Annotated in this window: 17 protein-coding genes; 10 read left to right on the forward strand and 7 right to left on the reverse strand. The window is 64.6% G+C overall.

What is annotated here, in order from left to right; translation table 11 throughout:
- Positions 1-20 precede the first annotated feature (20 nt).
- The gene (ribH, locus tag E9229_RS14395) at positions 21-503 is read left to right on the forward strand and encodes a 6,7-dimethyl-8-ribityllumazine synthase (RefSeq protein ID WP_183512312.1); all 483 of its coding nucleotides are present in this window, start codon (positions 21-23) and stop codon (positions 501-503) included.
- A gap of 88 nt (positions 504-591) precedes the next feature.
- Here ribH and E9229_RS14400 read toward each other — a convergent pair whose 3' ends face one another.
- Positions 592-2,724, reverse strand: a complete 2,133-nt coding sequence (locus tag E9229_RS14400) for an ABC transporter permease (RefSeq protein WP_221184667.1) — start codon at positions 2,722-2,724, stop codon at positions 592-594.
- Positions 2,725-2,916: 192 nt separating this feature from the next.
- On the opposite strand from E9229_RS14400, the gene E9229_RS14405 reads away from it, so the two are divergent.
- Complete coding sequence (locus tag E9229_RS14405) at positions 2,917-3,579, forward strand: TetR/AcrR family transcriptional regulator (protein WP_183512314.1); 663 nt, start codon at positions 2,917-2,919, stop codon at positions 3,577-3,579.
- Between the two features lie 250 nt (positions 3,580-3,829).
- Positions 3,830-4,759, forward strand: a complete 930-nt coding sequence (locus E9229_RS14410) for an IS982 family transposase (RefSeq protein ID WP_183509723.1) — start codon at positions 3,830-3,832, stop codon at positions 4,757-4,759.
- Position 4,760: 1 nt separating this feature from the next.
- Here the strand turns inward: E9229_RS14410 and E9229_RS14415 are convergent, their stop codons facing one another.
- Together E9229_RS14415 and E9229_RS14420 are read right to left on the reverse strand one after the other, a co-directional pair.
- Positions 4,761-5,924 (reverse strand): hypothetical protein, encoded by a 1,164-nt coding sequence (locus E9229_RS14415; RefSeq protein WP_183512315.1) that lies wholly within the window; start codon positions 5,922-5,924, stop codon positions 4,761-4,763.
- Between the two features lie 40 nt (positions 5,925-5,964).
- On the reverse strand, positions 5,965-7,209 hold the full coding sequence (locus E9229_RS14420) for a metal-dependent hydrolase family protein (protein WP_183512316.1): 1,245 nt from the start codon (positions 7,207-7,209) through the stop codon (positions 5,965-5,967).
- A gap of 409 nt (positions 7,210-7,618) precedes the next feature.
- On the opposite strand from E9229_RS14420, the gene E9229_RS14425 reads away from it, so the two are divergent.
- The 4 genes from E9229_RS14425 to E9229_RS14440 all read left to right on the forward strand — a co-directional run bounded on the left by E9229_RS14425 (position 7,619) and on the right by E9229_RS14440 (position 10,393).
- Positions 7,619-7,882 (forward strand): phosphoribosyl-ATP diphosphatase, encoded by a 264-nt coding sequence (locus tag E9229_RS14425; protein ID WP_183512317.1) that lies wholly within the window; start codon positions 7,619-7,621, stop codon positions 7,880-7,882.
- 96 nt (positions 7,883-7,978) lie between these two features.
- The gene (gene hisG / locus E9229_RS14430) at positions 7,979-8,827 is read left to right on the forward strand and encodes an ATP phosphoribosyltransferase (RefSeq protein ID WP_183512319.1); all 849 of its coding nucleotides are present in this window, start codon (positions 7,979-7,981) and stop codon (positions 8,825-8,827) included.
- Between the two features lie 53 nt (positions 8,828-8,880).
- A complete protein-coding gene (gene hisF, locus E9229_RS14435) occupies positions 8,881-9,651 on the forward strand; it encodes an imidazole glycerol phosphate synthase subunit HisF (RefSeq protein WP_183512320.1) in 771 nt (256 codons plus the stop codon).
- A 4-nt stretch (positions 9,652-9,655) separates the two neighbouring features.
- A complete protein-coding gene (locus E9229_RS14440) occupies positions 9,656-10,393 on the forward strand; it encodes a GNAT family N-acetyltransferase (protein ID WP_183512321.1) in 738 nt (245 codons plus the stop codon).
- 827 nt (positions 10,394-11,220) lie between these two features.
- Here the strand turns inward: E9229_RS14440 and E9229_RS14445 are convergent.
- Complete coding sequence (locus E9229_RS14445) at positions 11,221-12,660, reverse strand: MFS transporter (RefSeq protein ID WP_183513071.1); 1,440 nt, start codon at positions 12,658-12,660, stop codon at positions 11,221-11,223.
- Between the two features lie 249 nt (positions 12,661-12,909).
- On the opposite strand from E9229_RS14445, the gene E9229_RS14450 reads away from it, so the two are divergent.
- The 3 genes from E9229_RS14450 to E9229_RS14460 are packed head-to-tail and all read left to right on the forward strand — an operon-like array spanning position 12,910 to position 15,994.
- Positions 12,910-13,578 (forward strand): response regulator transcription factor, encoded by a 669-nt coding sequence (locus E9229_RS14450; protein ID WP_183512322.1) that lies wholly within the window; start codon positions 12,910-12,912, stop codon positions 13,576-13,578.
- Positions 13,575-14,987 (forward strand): sensor histidine kinase, encoded by a 1,413-nt coding sequence (locus tag E9229_RS14455; RefSeq protein WP_183512323.1) that lies wholly within the window; start codon positions 13,575-13,577, stop codon positions 14,985-14,987. Before E9229_RS14450 ends, E9229_RS14455 begins: the two co-directional genes overlap by 4 nt.
- Positions 14,984-15,994 carry a TAXI family TRAP transporter solute-binding subunit gene (locus tag E9229_RS14460; protein ID WP_183512325.1) on the forward strand — a complete coding sequence of 337 codons (1,011 nt, stop codon included), beginning with the start codon at positions 14,984-14,986 and terminating at the stop codon, positions 15,992-15,994. Before E9229_RS14455 ends, E9229_RS14460 begins: the two co-directional genes overlap by 4 nt.
- Positions 15,995-16,026: 32 nt before the next feature.
- Here E9229_RS14460 and E9229_RS14465 read toward each other — a convergent pair whose 3' ends face one another.
- The 3 genes from E9229_RS14465 to E9229_RS14475 all read right to left on the reverse strand — a co-directional run bounded on the left by E9229_RS14465 (position 16,027) and on the right by E9229_RS14475 (position 18,848).
- Positions 16,027-16,302, reverse strand: coding sequence for a hypothetical protein (locus E9229_RS14465; protein ID WP_183512326.1), 276 nt, complete (start codon positions 16,300-16,302; stop codon positions 16,027-16,029).
- Between the two features lie 124 nt (positions 16,303-16,426).
- Positions 16,427-17,851 (reverse strand): NF041680 family putative transposase, encoded by a 1,425-nt coding sequence (locus E9229_RS14470; protein WP_221184668.1) that lies wholly within the window; start codon positions 17,849-17,851, stop codon positions 16,427-16,429.
- A 157-nt stretch (positions 17,852-18,008) separates the two neighbouring features.
- A complete protein-coding gene (locus tag E9229_RS14475; protein ID WP_183512327.1) occupies positions 18,009-18,848 on the reverse strand; it encodes an IS5 family transposase in 840 nt (279 codons plus the stop codon).
- Between the last annotated feature and the right edge of the window lie 24 nt (positions 18,849-18,872).

The following is an 18,872-nucleotide window of genomic DNA, read 5'->3' on the forward strand; positions in this document are numbered from 1 at the left end:
CACACAGGAGAAGAACCCCCATGGCAGGACACGGAGCACCACAGGCCACCCCCGATTCACTGGCAGCGGCGGGAGCCGCCGGGCTGCGCACGATCATCATCGCCGCCAGCTGGCACACCACGGTGATGGACGGGCTGATCGATGGCGCGCTGCGCGCCGCGGCGGAAGCCGGGATCGAAACACCCGAGCTGCTGCGTGTGCCGGGCACCTTCGAGCTCACGGTCGCCGCGGCCCGCCTGGCGCCGTCCTACGACGCTGTCGTGGCATTGGGAGTGGTCATCCGCGGTGGGACACCGCACTTCGATTTCGTCTGTCAGGGAGCGACGATGGGGCTGACGGACGTCTCGGTGCGCACCGGGGTTCCCGTCGGTTTCGGCGTGCTGACCTGCGATACCGACGAGCAGGCGATTGCCCGGGCCGGTCTGCCCGGGTCGGTGGAGGACAAGGGCCACGAGGCGATGAGCGCTGCGCTGGAGACGGCGCTGGTGCTGAAGGGCCGCTGAGCCGCGACGGGACCGATGGCGCAAAGCACGAAGGCGGCGTCCGCAACACCCTCCGGGTGTCGTGGACGCCGCCTTCGCCGTGCCCGGGCTAGGCCTCGAGCAGTTCCCTGTCCGGTACCGGTTCGAGGTCCGCGCCCGTGGTGGAACCCGGGGTGGCCCCGCGAAGTGGCTTGATCCGGTCGATGACGGCAACCACTGCCAGTGAAGCGGCGCCCCAGATCCCGAAGGTCAGCAGATGCTGGCCTACCGTGTCGCCGCCGAAGTAGAGGATTGATTTGATGGATTCCACCGCCGCGGGCATCGGCAGGAAGCCGTGCATGATCCTGAAGGCCTCGGGTTCCATGAAGATCGACAAGGCTCCGCCCGAGGACGGGATTCCGAGGAACATCAGGATCCCGACGACGGGAAGGATGGCCAGCATGCCGATGAGCCGTTCAAACACGGCGGTGAACATGGCCATGGCGAAGATGGCCATGATGCCGGTGCCGAACAGGGCCCAGAAGTGCCCGCTGATGCTCCCGGTCATGGGGCCGGCGATCAGCCAGAGGACGGCAGACATGAACACGGACCAGGCAGCGACGATGGGCAGCAGCTTGCGCAGCGGGCGACTCGCCGGTGCGGCGCTGGCGCCAACGATGATGATCATGAATCCGGCCATGATCCAGCCCATGGCGAGGTACATGCTCACCGTACCGATGCTGTCGCTCTCGGGCAGCGGGGCGATGTCCTCCGTGCTGAATTCCAGCTGCTGCGCCGCGGCAACCTGGCCGAAGACCGTTGTGACCAACTGCGCGGCGCTCGAACTGGAGGCTTCGTTGGTCAGCAGCAGGGCCGCGGAATTATCGCGGTCGGGCAGGATCAGGGCCGCCGTGACCGTGCGGTCCCGGACCAGGTCGCGGGCCTCCGGTTCCGAATCCAGGGCGCGTATCTCGAAGAGTCCACTCATCTTCCCATCCAGCGCGTCAGCCGCCTGCTGGGCCTGTTCGGTGGTGGCTCCGACGATGGCGACGGGCATGTCCCGGGGTGCCGGTTCGGACATCGCACCGAGCATGGAGGAAACCATCATGGTGACCATCGCCAGCGGGAAGAAGAGCAGGGCGGCGTAGCGCCAGCGCCGGGTCTTCGGACGTGGTCCGCCATGCAGCGAGGCGACGTTCACCACGGGCTCGGCGGGTTCCGGGTTCTTGCGCAGCCGGGCGGCGTCGATGAGCCGGACAAGTAGCAGGCCCAGCAGCGCGCCGATGGCCAGGACAACCAGGTGGGGTGCCGCCCCGGCGCCGTCGAAGTACATGACCGAGCGCAGGGCCTCGCCGAGGGCTGGGGTTGGCAGGAACGAATGCAGATGCGAGTAGAGCCCGGGCATGGTGAAGACCGACATGCTCATGTTCGACGCCGGAACGCCGAGCACCATGAGCAGGAACATGCCGACCAGGATCGCCATGGGTCCCATGAGGCGGGTGAACAGCAATTGGACGCTGCCGATGGCGAAGACGGCCAGCCAGCTGACGCCCAGCACGGCCCACGCGTGGCCCTGGACGACTCCGAGCAGCGGGCCGGTAACGGCCCAGACCAGGCCCGCGATCAGGGCGGCCCAACCGGCCAGCAGGGGGACGGCACGGCGGAACCTGAGTAGCTCGGGGGAGTTGGACAGGGTCAGGCTGAAGGGGAGGTAGCCGGCCATGACCAGGGCGGTGGTCATGAACATGGCACCGAGCCCGGAGCTGTCGTTCTCCGGCAGCGGGGCCAGGTCCTCGGTCTGCAGAGTCAGGCCCTGGGCCAATACCTGCGGAGCAATCAGCGCGGTGACCACGGAGGACTGGGAGGCGCCGGCGGCGCTTGCGGTATACAGGGTGGCGCTGCCGGTTTCCAGGTACACGGCGCCGGAGGCCTTGCGGTCCAGTACCAGCCGGCGGGCTGCTTCGGCGTTGCCGATGACCTGGACATCAACGGCATCCGGGTCGGAGGCCTCGAGTGTTTCGGCGAAGAGGCCGGCCTGCGCGGGGGCGCCGGCGATGACAATCGGCATCTGGTGCGGTGTGGGTGAGTGCATCGCGGCCAAGTAGCCGCCGACCATCATTCCGACCATGACCAGGGGCATGAAGAACATCGCGACATAGCGTCCGATGGTTTCGGCCTTGGCGCGTTTCATGGCCGCAGCCTGGGCCTCCAGGGCAGTTTTTTCCGGGCGGTGTCCCGGGGGCGTGGTGGTTGCGGTGCTCAAAGGCGTGCTCCTGTTGATGCTGGCGGCGAACGGAAACTGGATGTGGGGTCACCAAAGGAGCGCTCCGCTCGGGTGGTGGTGTGAATAACTTAGCATATTTACGCCACGTGGCGTAAATTGACTATGAGGCAATGCCCTTCCCACCACCGCGTGCAGGGTAGCGTTGAGGGTCGAGAAGGAAGGTGGGCGCTCATGGGACGACACAGCGATCAGGCACGTCAGACGCTCTTGGATTCGGCGGAGGAGCTCTTCGCCAAGTACGGCATCGATGCCGTGTCGAACCGGCGGATCACCGAACATGCGGGCACGGCAAATCATTCGGCCATTGCCTACCACTTCGGTAGCCGCGACGAATTGCTGCGTGCCCTGGTCGGACGCCACCTCGAAGAAATGAACAGGCGCCGTGAGTCGCTGGTGGCGGGACTGGCAGATGATGCCGGACTGAGGGACGTGCTTGCCTGTCGGATACTGCCGTGGATCGAGATCCTAGCCGCTTCGACACAACCGAGCTGGCGCGCACGATTTATTTTCCAAGCCCGGATGAATCCCTCGGTGACGGCGGCGATTGCCGACTCCGTCATCTCGAGTGGAGACTTCGAAACCTTGACGACCCGCCTGCAGGAAACCCTGGCTCATATTCCACCGCGGATCCTGGAGGCGCGTACGGGCATCCTGGGGCACATGCTGCTGGGCATCTGTTCCGAATACGAGTCCCGCCTGTTCGATGGACTGGAAGAGCCCAACTGGATGAGTGTCGGTTATTTCCTCATCGATGCAGGGGCCGGCATGTTGTCGGCTCCGGTGTCCGACTACGGGGATTTTCCGCCACCGCCAGCCATGCCCCTGTTGGTCTAGCCCCCGCCCCTGGCCGGACAGCGCCGCCGCCGGATTTCCCCAAGTCGAGACAGGGGTGCCGGCGGACCCTTGTTCGCAGTGTCGGGCGGAGGGTGAAAGCCAGATAGGAAAGAGGGGCGGCTAGCAGTTTGAAAACTGCCATCCGCCCCTCGTATCCCCGCCTAGATGATTGATTCCAAGGGGTGACAGCGCGGGCAAGGGTGTCCAGAATCGAGATGTAATACCCAACATTCGAACCTGGAGAGTTCCGATGGCTCCCGATCTGGACACCCTTGCAACAGCACTGTACGCCTGCGCGGACGACTTTCTGAAGGCCAATCCGCACCTGCTCCCGTGGCGTCCGGCCATCGGCTTCGGGCCCCGGATCAGCGACGCCGAACTGGTCACCATCGCGGTCCTCCAGGCCCTGCTCGGCTTCACCTCCGAACGCCGCTGGCTCCGCCAATCCCATAACGACCTGCGCCGATGGTTCCCGGACCTGCCCCAACAACCCGGATACAACAAACGGCTGCGGAAGCTGGGCGGGACCCTGCAGGCTCTCAACGAACACCTGGCCCACACCACCGGGCTCTGGTCCGATGAGCTGTGGCTCGCCGATTCCACCCCTGTGGAATGCGGGCGCTCCCACACCACGGCCCACCGCTCCGAACTGGCCGGCTGGGCCGAATACGGGTACTGCGCCTCGCATTCACGGTGGTTCTGGGGGCTGCGCCTGCACCTGCTGTGCACCCCGACCGGACTGCCGGTCGGCTACGCGCTGACCGGGGCGAAGGCCGATGAGCGTGAGACCCTGCTGGGCATCCTGGAAAACCTGCCCACCCCGGTGGAGCCGGGACAGATCATCATCGCGGACAAGAACTACTACGGGAAGGCCTTCGAGCAGGACCTCTCCGAGGCCGGGATCACCCTGGTCCGTCCGACCCGTCAAGGTGAGAAACCCCGTCCCGGAAAGAGTCTGCTCAAGCCACTGCGTCAGGTCATCGAGTCAATCAACGACACCCTCAAGGGCCAGCTGGACCTGGAGGCCCATGGCGGGAGGACCATCGCCGGGGTCACCGTGCGGGTCCTGCAACGCATCCTCGCGCTGACCGTGGCCATCTGGCACAACCTGAACACCGGTTCCCATCCACTGCGGTCGCTGACCGCCTATGACCATGAACCCTTGGAATCAATCATCTAGGCTAGAGCGTCTGCACCAGGATCGAAGCGACAAGAATCGATGTGGTTGTCACGTTGGTGAAACCAGCAACCAGCATCGGGGTGACCAGCTCATCGAAGATGTTCTTCTGCTCCTCGGGGGTCCGGCCGACGGAACGGCTGACTTCCCGGCACAGCATGAAGTCACCAGGGAAGCCGAAGAGCGCCGTCAGGGCGATCGGCATGCCCTTGAGCGGATCCCACTTAAAGAGCTTCGAACCGAACCAGCCGCCGGCCATGATGCCGATGGCGCCGATGCCTAGGATCAGGAGCGCCGGGCCAATGGTCTTCAGCAGGACCTCGAAGGTCACGCCGCTGACGCTGCCCATGATCACCACGATGATGGCCACCAGTCCAAAGCCGAAGGAGTTCGCCTTTTCCATGGTCTTGGCCGGGAAGAGCCCGATCAGGTGCGCTCCGACGCCGATCAGCAGGGCCCACACGCCGTAATTGAGGCCGGTCAGGGTGTCGAGCCACTTGGCCAGGCTGGCCGCGAGGAACAGCAGCAGCAGCAGGATCGGCGGCTGCTGGAACTTTTCCGGAATGAGCTGGCGGCGGACCTTCGGTTCGGGGGTGCCGGCCGGGGCCTCAACGGCGAGCAGGAAGTCCCCGCGGTCGCGCTTCTTGGTGGCATACTTGCGCAGCAGCACGTTGGCCAGGGGGAGCCCGACCAGGGACTGGATGCCCAGGACGATGGCGGAAATGGCCACCAGGTTGTCCAGGCCCAGAGCGGTAAGCTTCTCGGCCGTGATCAGGTAGGCGATGATGCCGCCGGTGACCGGGCCGGTGCCGGCAACGGCCGAGGCGTATCCCAGGATCGGTGTCACCACGAGCAGGATCAGGCCCGAACCGAGGACCATGCCGATGAGGGCGATCAGAATGGCCTTGTACTGGGACTTGATCTGGGAGATCGGGATCAGCGTGCCCATATGGGTGATGACCACGCCGATGAGGACGCCGCCGACGGCCGCCATGGTGGACTTCGGGATGAGGTCCGGGGGAATGACCCCGGTCCACAGCAGGACCAGGTATCCGGCCAAAATGATCATCAACGAGGGGATCCAGGCCTTGGTGAGGATGGATACCAGTTCACCGAGCGCGATGATCGCAACGATGATCGTGGCGACGTAAATGGGTACTTCAAGCATCAATGGGTTCCCTTCTGATGCGGTAAAGCGAAGTCGAAGCCTAGTTGGCGAACTGTCGGTTTCCGTTTTGGTAGACGGCTTCGATCATGGACTGCAGGTCCTTCAGCTGGTCGGTGGATTCCAGCTTCGTGTTCAGCAGGACGGCGTCGGCCAGGTAGCCCTCGGCGAGCCTGCCTACCGACTCCTCGGGGGTGATCAGTTCGCCGGCGATGGACGTGGTCGAGGCCAGGACCTGCTTCAGGGTCATGCCAACTCCGGCCAAGAGCTCCAGCTCCTCGAGGTTCTCCCCGTGGACGCCGACACCTGAGTCGGTGCCCATGCCGATCTTGACTCCGGCGGCCACGGCCATGGCGACGGAGTTCTGGTGGATCTCGAAGACGCGGTAGGCCTTTTCAATGACCTGCGGGGGCAGCCCGCTATTGCCGGATTCGGCCTTGCGAATGACGGCACGCGGTGCGGCGAGAGTGGGGACCAGGTAGGCATCGTGGTCCAGGAACGACTGGATGGCCTCGTCTGTGAGGTAGATGCCGTGCTCGATGGTCCGCACGCCGCATTCCAGCGCTGTCAGTATGCCGGCGGTGCCCTGGGCGTGGGACATCACGTACTTGCCCTGGAGGCCTGCTTCCTCGACAACCACGGCGATTTCGTCCTTGGTGAACTGCGAGTGGCGGGGATCGTCGCCGGGGGACAGGACCCCGCCGGTGGAACAGATCTTGATCTGGTCGGCTCCGGCGCGCAGCAGCGTGCGGGTCACCTTGCGGATTTCCTCGACGCCGTCGGCCAGCCCGGACGGACGGCCCGGATGCGGGCCCAGGCCGGGATTGCAGAGCCCCGAGGGCTGCATGAAGTCGCCGTGGCCACCGGTCTGGGACATGATGCTGACGGCCAGGCGCAGGCGTGGGCCCTTGATCAATCCGGATTCGAGGGCGACCTTGGCGCCCAGGTCGGCGCCGCCGGCATCGCGGGCCGAGGTGATGCCGGCCCGGAGGGTTGCCTCGAGGTTTCCGACGGATTCGTAGAACTGCAAGGAGAATGGCTCTGCGAAGTTAGCCAGGGATCCGGGGTTGGAGCTGGTGGCGTGGATGTGCAGGTCGATCATGCCCGGCAGAAGGGTCTTGCCGGTGCAGTCGATGACAGTCGCACCGCGGTAGGCCTCCGCCGATCCCGCGTTCTGGCCGACGGCAGCGACTTTATTGTTGGCGAAGACCACGTCGGTGGGCGTGTCCAGGAAGTCGACACCGTCGAAGACGTGGGCATTTTTGAAAACAGTGACTGCCTGTTCCATGGTTCCTCCAAATAGGGATTTTCGGGTGTGCTGAGGGGCATGCGTTTGCGACATTACAGCAGCTCCAGGTCAGGAAAAACTAGCCGTTGAATTGTTTCGTGAGGCAACCAGATTGTGGAACGAGTGGCGGTGGCAGCGGACCGGGCTTGCTCTCATGCCGGTCAATTTTGGCCCCTGCCAGGGCGGGCCCGACGGGTGCCGTTCAGCTTCCAGGCAGGTCGGGTCAGCTTTTCACGTCATCCACGACGGGGCGGGAGGAGGGGGGCAAGCCTTTGAAAAGGCAACGACACACCCGGGGGCGGGGCGCTGTTTGGTGGTGATGGTGTCATGCTGGCCCCCGGCGTGAGTGCTTGGTCACAATGTGAGCCGGGTTGCTTGCCCGTTCGGGTATCGCCGCTAGTCTGAGGGGGTGAAAACTTTTGACACCCTCTTCGCTGAACTCACCGAAAAGGCCGAAACCCGCCCCGAAGGTTCGCGTACCATCGCCGAACTGGACTCCGGCGTGCACGGCATCGGTAAGAAGGTCGTGGAGGAAGCCGCCGAAGTGTGGATGGCTGCCGAATACGAAAGTAATGAAGCCGCCGCCGAGGAAATCTCCCAGCTGCTCTACCACCTCCAGGTGATGATGCTGGCCAAGGGCCTGACCCTGCAGGACGTTTACAAGCATCTCTAGCCGCCGTACCGGTTCATGCCGGCACCCGGTGGCACTTGCCCCTGTATTGCCCCTGTATTTGTCATACCCTGAAACAGCCCCAGAATCGAGATTCACATGTTGCGCGTAGCCGTACCCAATAAAGGTGCCCTGTCCGAAGCAGCCACCTCCATGCTGACCGAGGCCGGATACATCCAGCGCCGCGATTCCCGCGAACTGGTCATCACCGACCCGGACAACGACGTCGAGTTCTTCTACCTGCGCCCCCGGGACATCGCCGTCTACGTCGGCCGCGGCATCCTGGACGTCGGAGTCACCGGACGCGACCTGTTCCTCGACGCCGAGGTCAACGGCGACGCGGAGGAACTGCTGCCGCTGGGCATCGGCGCCTCCAATTTCCGCTTCGCCGGGCCGGTCGGTGACTTCACCTCCGCCGGGCAGCTGAACGGCAAGCGCATCGCCACCAGCTACGACGGACTGCTGCGCACCTACCTGCAGGACCAGGGCATCGATGCGACGGTCGTCCGGCTGGACGGTGCCGTGGAATCCTCGGTCCGCCTTGGTGTGGCCGACGCCATCGCCGACGTCGTCGAAACCGGAAATACGCTCAAGGCCGCCGGCATGGAGGTCTTCGGGGATCCGATCCTGCGTTCCGAGGCCGTGGTCATCGGCCGTACCGGCTCGAACCCCCACGGACTCGACGTGCTGATGCGCCGCCTGCAGGGCGTGCTCGTCGCCCGCCAGTACGTCATGCTCGACTACGACGTGCGCCGCGAGCTGGTCGACCAGGCCTGCAAGCTCACCCCGGGCCTTGAATCCCCGACCGTATCCCCGCTACAGGATACCGACTGGTTCGCCGTGCGTTCGATGGTGAAGAAGAGCTCCACGAACTCGATCATGGATGAGCTCTACGACCTGGGTGCGCGCGCCATCCTGGTCTCGACCATCCACGCCTGCCGCATCTAGGCGTCTTTCCTTCCCACACCCTTTCGTTTGACCGCACCTGAGGAGCCAGCCGCATGAGTGTTGCTATCCGAGTGATTCCCTGTCTCGACGTCGATGCAGGTCGCGTCGTGAAGGGCGTGAACTTCGAGGGGTTGCGTGATGCCGGCGACCCGGTGGAACTGGCCAAGCGCTACAACGCCGCCGGTGCCGATGAGTTGACGTTCCTGGATGTCACGGCGTCCTCCTCCAACCGCGAGACCACGTTCGATGTCGTCACCAAGACGGCCGAACAGGTCTTCATCCCGCTGACCGTCGGTGGCGGTGTCCGAGCCGTCGAGGACGTGGACCGGCTGTTGCGCGCCGGTGCCGACAAGGCGTCGATCAACACGGCGGCGGTGAACCGTCCCGAGGTCATTAACGAAATCACCCAGCGTTTCGGTTCACAGGTGCTCGTGCTCTCGCTCGATGCGCGCCGCACCGATGACCCGAACGTGGAATCCGGTTTCGAGGTGACCACCCACGGTGGACGCAACGGAACCGGACGGTGCGCCGTGTCCTGGGCGAAGGAGGCAGCAGAACGCGGCGTCGGTGAAATCCTGCTGAACTCGATCGACGCCGATGGCACCAAGGACGGCTTCGACCTGGAAATGATCCGCGCCGTACGGGCCGCGGTGAAGGTCCCGCTGATCGCCTCGGGTGGCGCCGGTTCGCCGGATCACTTCCCGCCGGCCATCGAGGCAGGAGCCAACGCCGTGCTTGCCGCCTCGATCTTCCACTTCGGTCCGGACGACATGATCGCCCAGGTCAAGACGGCAATCAAGGAGGCTGGGTACCCTGTTCGCTGACGAGATGCCGCTTGAGGTCCTGATGGGCCGCGGCTGGAACGCATTGGAACACGGCCACGTCGATGGCTGGGAACTGCGCTTTGCCGCCGGTGTCACCCAGCGCGCCAACTCGGTGCTGCCGCTGGCCGCGCCGGCCGATGTGGACAAGGCGATCGCCGAAGTCGAACGCCGTTGCGCCGAACGCTGGCTGAACTCCGTGTTCCAGATTGGTCCCGGAGCACAGCCGTCGGATCTGGATGAGAGACTGGCTGCCAAGGGCTACAGCGTGGGTTCGCCGACTCTCGTGCAGATGATGGGTGCGGGGGAGCTGCAGCGCTTCGCCGACATCCCGGCCGATGACCGTATCGAGCTCAGCGAAAAGCCTTCGGCTGAATGGTTGGAGTTCTTCTGGTCCATCGAGGGCCCGCACGATCCGGGGGACCGTGCGATCTCCGCGCAGATCCTGCGTGGAACCCCCTCGGTCTATGGAGAACTGCGTGTTGACGGACGAATCGAGTCGATCGGCCGGATGGCGCTGGTCGATGGCTTCGGAGGCATCTACTGCGTGCTGACCCGACCCGAATCACGTGGCCACGGATACTCCCGCCAAGTCATGGAATCACTGTTGGGCGAGGCCTGGACCCGGGAACTGAACGGCCTGTGGCTGCAGGTCCGCGAGTCCAATATCGGAGCCATCGTGCTCTACGATTCGCTGGGATTCAACACGGTCTCCAGCTACCACTACCGCACGCGGGAGCTCTAGAAACAACCCTGCAAGCTATGGCAAAGGACATCCGACCATCACGGTTCGGCGGTCCTTTGCCATATCGGGTCGAATTCCGACGGGCACCAGCGTAGCCTGCACCGGCAAGTACGGTTCGACACGTAGGAATCCCCCTGCCTTCCTGGCCTCGACCGATTTTTCCCTGTCACGTGTCCCTTGCCGCGGTGCAGAAGCAGGGCGTCCGTTCACGAGCAGTCCTTATCGTTCGTTATGGAAAAGCCCGGAAGGGAGCGGATGGTGCACGTGATTCGGCAAGCCCGGTGCTGTGCCGTGCCGTACGGCCGTTGGAGACCTATGAGGCCATCTGCCGGCAGCGTATTGACCGCATCGGGGCATCCCCTCCGAGCAAACCCAGCGGAAATGGAGCCGGGAGAGTCACCAGTAGCGACAGGAATCCCGCCGAGCGCAGGCTGACGCTCGTTGCGGAATTCACAGCACCGATCGAAGGGAGCTGGCGCGTAGGGGCCGACCCATGCCTGCCCGAGCGTTCATGGGGAGCGCACCCGCCTGGCTGGCGGTCTTCGCGCGCCACGAGGTCGTGGTGGGGCGGCGAATCCCTGTACTTCACGACAGGACACAAGGGGGAGGAATCCCGGCGTGCCGAACAGATCCAGGAAATGATCAAGATGACCATGACCATGACCATGACCATGACCATGGCCGAAGCCAGTGCCTGCTAGCCGCGGCAGGGGCTGCTGATCGGAGCTGCGCCGGGCATGGCACGGGGCCGGGACGCTTGTCCCGGCCCCGTGCCATGCCCGGGGGACAGTCATCGCTCGGTGCGGCAACGATCCCCGTGATTGACACTAGGCGTCGATGAGGTCCTTGTCGGAATCGTTGGGCTTGTCCCCTCCGGTCCAGGCATTGCCCTGTTCATTGTCCAGGTGCGTGGTCTCCTTGTTCTTCAGGGCGAAGATGTAGACCACCAGGGAGATGGCGATAGCCACGGTCACGTAGGTGAAGAACAGGTCGACACGTCCTGCCTTCTGCAGTGCTGCACCGATCAGGGGTACCGTGCCGCCAAAGAGCGAGTTCGCAATGGCATAGCCCAGGCCGACGCCCAGCGCGCGGATCGAGGCCGGGAACAGCGCGGCCTTCACCAGGGCGTTGATCGAGGTGTAGCCACCGACGATGACCAGGCCGCCCATCATGAGCAGGAAGGCGAAGACCGGGTTCTGGGTTCCGGCGAGCAGGGAAAGCAGCGGCCAGGTGAACATGACGCCGGTGATGCCGAACCACAGCAGCAGCGGCTTGCGGCCGACCTTGTCGGAGATCATGCCGTAGACCGGCTGCAGCAACATGAAGATGAACAGCGCCCAGAAGTTGATGAGCGAGGTCTGGGTCTTGGGGATGCCCGAGGTATCGTTCATGAACTTCAAGATGAAGTTGGTGTAGGTATAGAAGGCAACGGTGCCGCCCAGGGTGACGCCGATGCAGATCAGCAGCGGCTTCCAGTACTGGGTGAGCAGCAGCTTCATCGTGCCCGGCTGCGCCTCGCCGGCAACTACGGCGTTCTTGGTCGCCGCGACCTGATCCGCGGAGATGGTTTCCTCCATGCTGCGCCGCAGCCACAGGACGACCAACGCGGCAACGCCGCCGATGGCGAACGGGATGCGCCAGCCCCATGCTCGGAGCGTCTCATCGGCCATGGTGTTCTGCAGAATGACCAGGACCAGCAGGGCCATCATCTGCCCGCCGATCAGTGTCACGTACTGGAAGCTCGAGAAGAATCCGCGGCGCTTGGTGGTCGCGGCCTCCGACATGTAGGTGGCGCTGGTGCCGTATTCGCCACCCACGGAGAAGCCCTGCAGCAGCCGGACGAGGACCAAGAGGATCATGGCCCACGAACCGATGCGGTCCTGGGTCGGCAGGATGGCAATGGCGAACGACCCGGCGGACATCATCGTCACACTCAGCGTCAACGCCGCCTTGCGTCCATGGCGGTCTGCATAACGGCCGAAGAACCAGGCGCCGACAGGACGCATCAGGAACGAGGTGGCGAAGACCGCCATCGCTTCGAGGCCAGCTTGCAGCTCATTGGTGGAGTTGAAGAAGTGCGACTGGAAGTAGGCAGCGAACACCGTGTAGACGTAGAGGTCGAACCACTCGACGAGGTTTCCGGATGAACCCTTGAGGATGTTGCTGACGGCCCTGCGCGTCTGCGCCGCCTCGGCCTGGTCCGCGGCGTTCTTGCCTTTGGCCGGTTTGCGGGCATCCGGGCCCGGTGATCTCTTTTTCTTGTCCATGGCGGCGTTGCTCATGGTTCCTCCTCAAAGTTGGCAGTCCACCAAAAGGCCGGGGACCTCAACAAAGCTATGCGTGATTCATCGCACATCCAACGTGAGGACCAAGTCCTAACACTTCCTTAGGACTTGGGCTCTTGCGCAGCGGACGGTCCTGCAGGGGCCCGTGGGGCCGTTTGGGAGGCAGGGAGTAGTGATAATCTCCTAGGCGGGCCGCGGCATGGGGTCCTGATCACTGGAAGAGGCAGCGCAATGGACGTGCTCATCGTCGAAGACAACGACTCGATGGCAGCTGCCCTGATCGCCTCCGTGTCATCGGCCGGCCACGTCGCCACCCGGGTTTCCCGGGGCGAGGATGCCCTGCTGATCCATCGGGAACACGAGCTGATCCTGCTTGACCTCGGGCTTCCCGACATAGACGGCTTGGATGTGCTGCGTAAGCTCCGCCGGGTCACCCAATGTCCCATCCTCATTCTCACCGCTCGCGATGACGAGCGAAGCGTCGTGCTGGGCCTGCGCACGGGCGCCGATGACTACCTGCTCAAACCGGTCAAGCTCGTGGAACTACTGGCGCGCATGGAGGCGGTCGCCAGGCGCACCGCCCGGTCGGAAACCGAGCGGAATCCACGTGTCGTGCTGGGGGAACTGGAAATCGACCTGGACCGCCGGGTCGCGGACCTCGCCGGTCGCGCGCTCGCACTGACGGCCACTGAGTTCGATCTGCTGGTGCTGTTGGCCAGCAATGCCGGTTCGGTCGTCACCCGGGAGCAGATCCTTGACACGCTCTGGGGCGATGCATTCGTCGCGACGTCCCGGTCGCTCGACGTCCACCTGACCGGGCTTCGATCCAAACTCCAACTGCCGGGATTCATCGTCAACGTCCGTGGCGTTGGCTACCGCATAGAAACCGACGGCCGGTGAAACTGCGGGTCCTGGGCGTTTTGAGCCTCCTGTCCCTGTTGCTTGTCGCGCTGTTTTCCACGGTGATCCTGGAATCCGGCAGCCGTGCCCTCACCCAGGAACTGCAGTTGAACCGGATCACATCACTGAACCGCTTCGCCCAGTTGGCTTACGATGCCTCCGTGGACGGGGACACCTCGGTGCTGCAACGGGAGATGGACACGTATTCGGGGCTGTACGACGAAGCGGTGCTGATCCGGCTGCAGCGCGGCACCCTGGGTTCGGGGGCGCTCGAGGTGGGACGGACCGACGTCCGTGACGCGCTTTCCCGGGCGAGCCTGAACCTCAGTGACACCACGCTGACGCGCATCCAGCCGTTCGGTCGTGGCACGGAGGTGATGGCGCGCTCGTTCGGCAGCGCCAATCAGGTGCTGGGTGAGGTCCTGCTTGAAGTCAACCTCGAGGCGGCGCGCTCGATACTGCGACAGCAAGGGCTATCGGTCGGACTTGTCGCGGCCGCCCTTGCTGGACTGCTGCTCTATGCCGCCACACGCGTTACCGGATGGGTACTGCGTCCGGTCCAGCGGCTGTCCGCAGCGGTCACCGAGTTGAAGGAGACCGGGCGCACCGGAAGGCTGCCGGAGGACGGACCGCCCGAGCTGCGGGACCTGAGCCGATCCTTCACGACCATGGCCGAGACTGTCAGCAACGGCATCGAGTCACAACGCCGCCTGATCGCCGACACCTCCCATGAACTGCGCAATCCCATCGGGGCGCTGCGGTTGCGGGTCGACCTGCTGATGCTTGAACTGCAGGAGGACCGGGAGCGGGTTGCGGGAACCGGTGTGCTGGCCGAATTGGAACGGGTGGAGGAGATCCTCGACGGAGTGCTGAAACTTGCGGTGGCCGAGCACCGGGCCTTCGAAGATGCAGCCGGGCGCACCGTGGGGGCTGGGCCCCTCATTGATCCGCAGCTGGTGCTGTGGGAAGAGGTCGAGCGGGCGCGGCCGGCGGCAGGGAGGGCCGGAACGGCGATCCTTCTTGGGAATGTTCCAGAACCCGGACTGCTGGTGCCCTGCAGCGCTACCGAGCTGGCCCAGATGGTCGGTGAGCTGCTGAACAACGCGATCAAGTACGCGGCTGGAAGCGATATCACTGCAGCCATCCAGCTCAGCAACGGTCGAACGGCTATCGAGATAGCGGATCATGGCACGGGGCTTCCATCGGAGCAACGGGCAGCTGCAACCACGAGGTTTTGGCGGGCACCCGAACATCAGGGGATCCGCGGGACGGGCATGGGGCTGACCATCGTTGAGCGGTTGGCCGAGGCTAACGGGGCCCGCCTCGCGCTGTCAGAAAACCATCCGCACGGACTGCTGGCACGCATCGAGTTCGGGCAGGAAGCCTCGGGAGCCGGGGAGAAGCGGTGAGCGGGCAGGAGTCGGTTAGGCGCCTTGCCGCGCGCAGGACGATACTCGGGGCCGGGCTTGCCGCCGGATTTTCCGGGCTGCTGGGGCCGGTCCTTGCCGGATGCGCTCCTGTGGCCAGGTCCGGAGTGATCACCGTCGCCGGTGGGGAGCCGGGGGGCTTCTATCTGGAATTCGCCGAGCTGCTCGCCGCATCACTGCAGCTCCATGGCGTCGCCGAATCTTCCGTGGTGAAGGCGACGGGCGGCAGCCTGGATAATATCGGACACCTGCTCAGCGGCCGGGCCACGCTGGCCGTTGCGCTCGCCGATGCGGCATCCGGGCAGGTCAAAGGCGGGGGAGCCGCAGCCGGAAACATCGTCGCGCTGGGGAAGGTCTATGAGAACTACGTCCATGCGCTGGTGCGCAAGGACAGCGGTATCCGATCCATCAACGACCTGGCAGGACGTACCGCGGGGGTGGGTCGCCAGGGATCGGGGACCTCGCAGATAGCCCCGCGGATCCTGGAGGTGGCGGAGTTGGGGGAATCGAGCTCGGGGGACGGTTCGGGCAAGTCGGCCACGATGGTGGACCTCGGACTCAATGACGGGCTGCGCGCACTCATTGGCGGCGGCATCGATGCACTGTTCTGGTCCGGAGGCGTGCCCACCGCGGCCATCGCCGCGGCCCACCGGAAGGCCGGGCTGGCCCTGTTGGATCTCTCCGCAACGCTCCCCGCGCTGCGTCAGCGCTATGGATCCTTCTACGACAAGGTGCTGGTGCCCGAGGACAGCTATGCGGGCATGCCCGCCGTCTGGACCGTCGGGGTGGCCAACTTGTTGCTGTGCCGTGGTGACCTGGACGCTTCGACGGTGCGGCGGACCGTCGAACTGCTGGTCGGCAACGCCGGGGAACTGATTCCGCAATCGAGCGTCGGAGTCCAGTTCCTGAGCCCGGAATCGCTGATCAACACGGCCGATGTCCCGCTGCACCCGGACGCGGCTGCGGCCTACCGGGAACTACACGGCTGAGTGGTGCGGTTCCAAGGGATGCCCCGGTGGGATCAGCGGGGTTTTTGGGACATGCCCGGTGCCACCGGGACGAACTGGACGGAGTTCTTGCCGTGCTTCACCTGGCCCTTGTTGCGGTTGAAACCCTTTGCGTCCATGTTGTTTCCCTTGCGGAACCCGGCAAGCGCCTCGGCGCGCAGGTCATTGAGGCGTTGTCCGGTGAATTCCTCCTGCGTTCCGTCGGCGAAGACGACGGTGATGCGTGCGCTGTTGGGAACGATGGTGGGCATGCGGACGAATCCGTCGGGGTCCTGCTGGAGCTTGATCATGTGCCGTCCTTTGAAATGGTGTGGCTCCCAGTCTTTCGTATTTTATGGCGCCACCGCATCCCCGACACCATGGAATGGTGTCATTTCAATCTCCCGGTAGTGCCGGAACCGCTTAGCTTGGCATTTAACCTTTGTAGTGGGCCAGCCCGACGGGCTGGGTCACGGGTTTGACCCGATTCACGCCGCCTCGGGGACGTCCCGGACCGGCCGTGGAAGCTATCGGCGGGTTCGCCGGGTGGACCGCGTCCCGGCAGGCACGCCGATAGGTCGCCCGGACTCTTCCCGGGGTCAACTTGGACTCTGGAATGGGCTGTTGCCACGGCAAGCGGCACTCAATGGCCATTGGCCGCACCAGCCGCAGCGAGGTGTGCGCCGCGATCACGATCCAGGTCCAGCGGTCTGCCGCATTCGGCTCCCGCAGGTGGGGCCGGGCCCAGCCCAGGTTCTGTTTCAGGAAGCGGAACGTGTGCTCGATATCGAAACGACGCAGGTACATGGACCACCAATGATCCACCTCCCGGACATCGCCGGGGACGGGTTTGGACGCCCACAGCCACATCGGCTTTGGTGGCTGCCCACCGGGCAGGTGTTCGACGTTCAGTCCGATCACCGTGCCTTCGATGAGGGGTGGGGAACCGTGGGAATCCTTGCACCCAGCCCTGGTGTCGATCTTTTGGTGCATCCGCTCGAACGCGACCGTGCTCACGGCTCCGTACCGCTCCAGTTCCTGGACCGAACGGTGCACAGGGTCCGGGTGTGTGGCCGGATCGCGCAGAGCCAGCTTGGCTCCGTGGCGCGGCGGCCGGCCCTTGGTCGGTCCGCGGCGTGCCCCGGCCGGGGCGTAGAACACCCGGTCCGAACGCAACCGGGCCACCAGCACCACCGGCAGGTCTTGGAGCAGCCAAGCCAGACGGGTCACGTCGTAGCCGGCATCCATGACCACCAAGACCTCGGGATCTGTGCTCTGTTGCTGCCCGGTGGCGCTCAACCGGTCAACGACGCTCCGGAGCTGATCTGCGGTGATCGCGGTCGCGTCATCGGCCGGGCGCAGCCGCACCACGTCCAGCAGTGCGGTCCAGGAGGTGGCGCCGGATTCCAGTGCGGCCACGAAAGAATAAGGCCACCCCGGAACCATGTGCGCTTGCCCGTTGCGGGCGTAGGTGTGGCAGAACGCGCGCCCGGGGCTGCATCCGGCGTCCGGGCGCAGCCAGTTCGACACGTCCACCGCGAGCACGATCCTCTTCCGGCCGTCCGGGCCCGGGATCTTGGGCACGGGCAGCGCCCCGATGAGGGTTTTCAGTGCCGCGTGGTTGATGTTCCCGGAGTTCACCGCGTCATACAGGGCCCCGTGGCCGCGGTGGTGCTCGGGTTCCAGGGACAGGTGGGCCAGGTCGGTGACTTTCCCCTGGGTACACAGCAATGCATCAGTGAGTTCGAAGAGCGCATCGGCCCTACGGGTGAGGCAGCGGTAGTAGCTTTGCCGGAACGCATCGAATTGCTGCTCGGGGCAGGAGGCTTGCGATTCACCGGAACATTCATGCATACTCATCGCCACGGCCCTCGGTCCTTTTGCTGTCTTGTTGGTACCAAACAGCATGAGAAACGAGGGCCGCTTATCGTGTCATGACACGCCGATTGAGGCGCGGAAAGTCAACAGACTTTCCGCCAGAGGTTAAATAGCAAGCTTAGAAATTGCGCCAATAGGCTCAGGGGCGGCGGAGGGGTCGGGCATCCCAGCGGTGGGTCAGCCAGGCTTCGCGGATGAGTCGGCGGATCACGATGACACTGTTCGCCAAAGCGATGAACGCGTTGATGACGGTGGTGCGTCGTTCGGTGCAGATCGCCAGTTTGCGGAATCCGCGGTTGTGCCAGGAGTTGGTGCGTTCCACCACCCACCGTTTGCCGACCTGGATCGGTGAGGGGATGCCCTGGGTGGCGACCTCGCCCGCGCAGCCGAGTTCCTCGAGCAGGTCCCGGGTCGTGGTGGAGTCGTAGCCGGCATCCAGGTGCACGGTGATCTTTGGTGGCAGGTGGAATCCGAAGCGGGCGAGTTTCTCCAGGGTGGGGCGTAGTAGCGGGGAGTCGTGTCGGTTCGCCGGTGCCACCACGGTGCCCAGCGGGATGCCTTTGCCATCGACCAGGAGGGAGCGTTTGGTTCCTTGTTTGCCGCGGTCTACCGGGGATCGGCCGGCTGCCTCGCCGCCGCAGGGGGCCTTGACGATGCACCCGTCCACGGCGAGGTCTTCGAAGTCGATGCCCACGATCCGGTCGTAGGATTCCAGGGCGATCTGTTCGAGTTGTTCAAAGATCCCGGCGTGGATCCATTCGTCGCGGCGTCGCCGGATGGTGGTGGCCGAGCAGGTGGTGTCGGAGATTTTTTCGTAGGCGGCACCGAGGACGAGGACCTGGATGAGCTTGTCGAAGACGAGCCGGTCTGGGATGCGGGGTTTGTGGCAGCCCAGTGGGTGCTCATCAACCCGGGGTGGGATCAGTGCCTTGAATTGTGTCCAGAGGGGTTTGATGAGGAATGATGGAAGGGCAGGCACGGTTCTCCTGGATCGCATATTTTC

The sequence above is a fragment of the Paeniglutamicibacter cryotolerans genome (genome assembly GCF_014190875.1).
Lineage (GTDB): Bacteria > Actinomycetota > Actinomycetes > Actinomycetales > Micrococcaceae > Paeniglutamicibacter > Paeniglutamicibacter cryotolerans.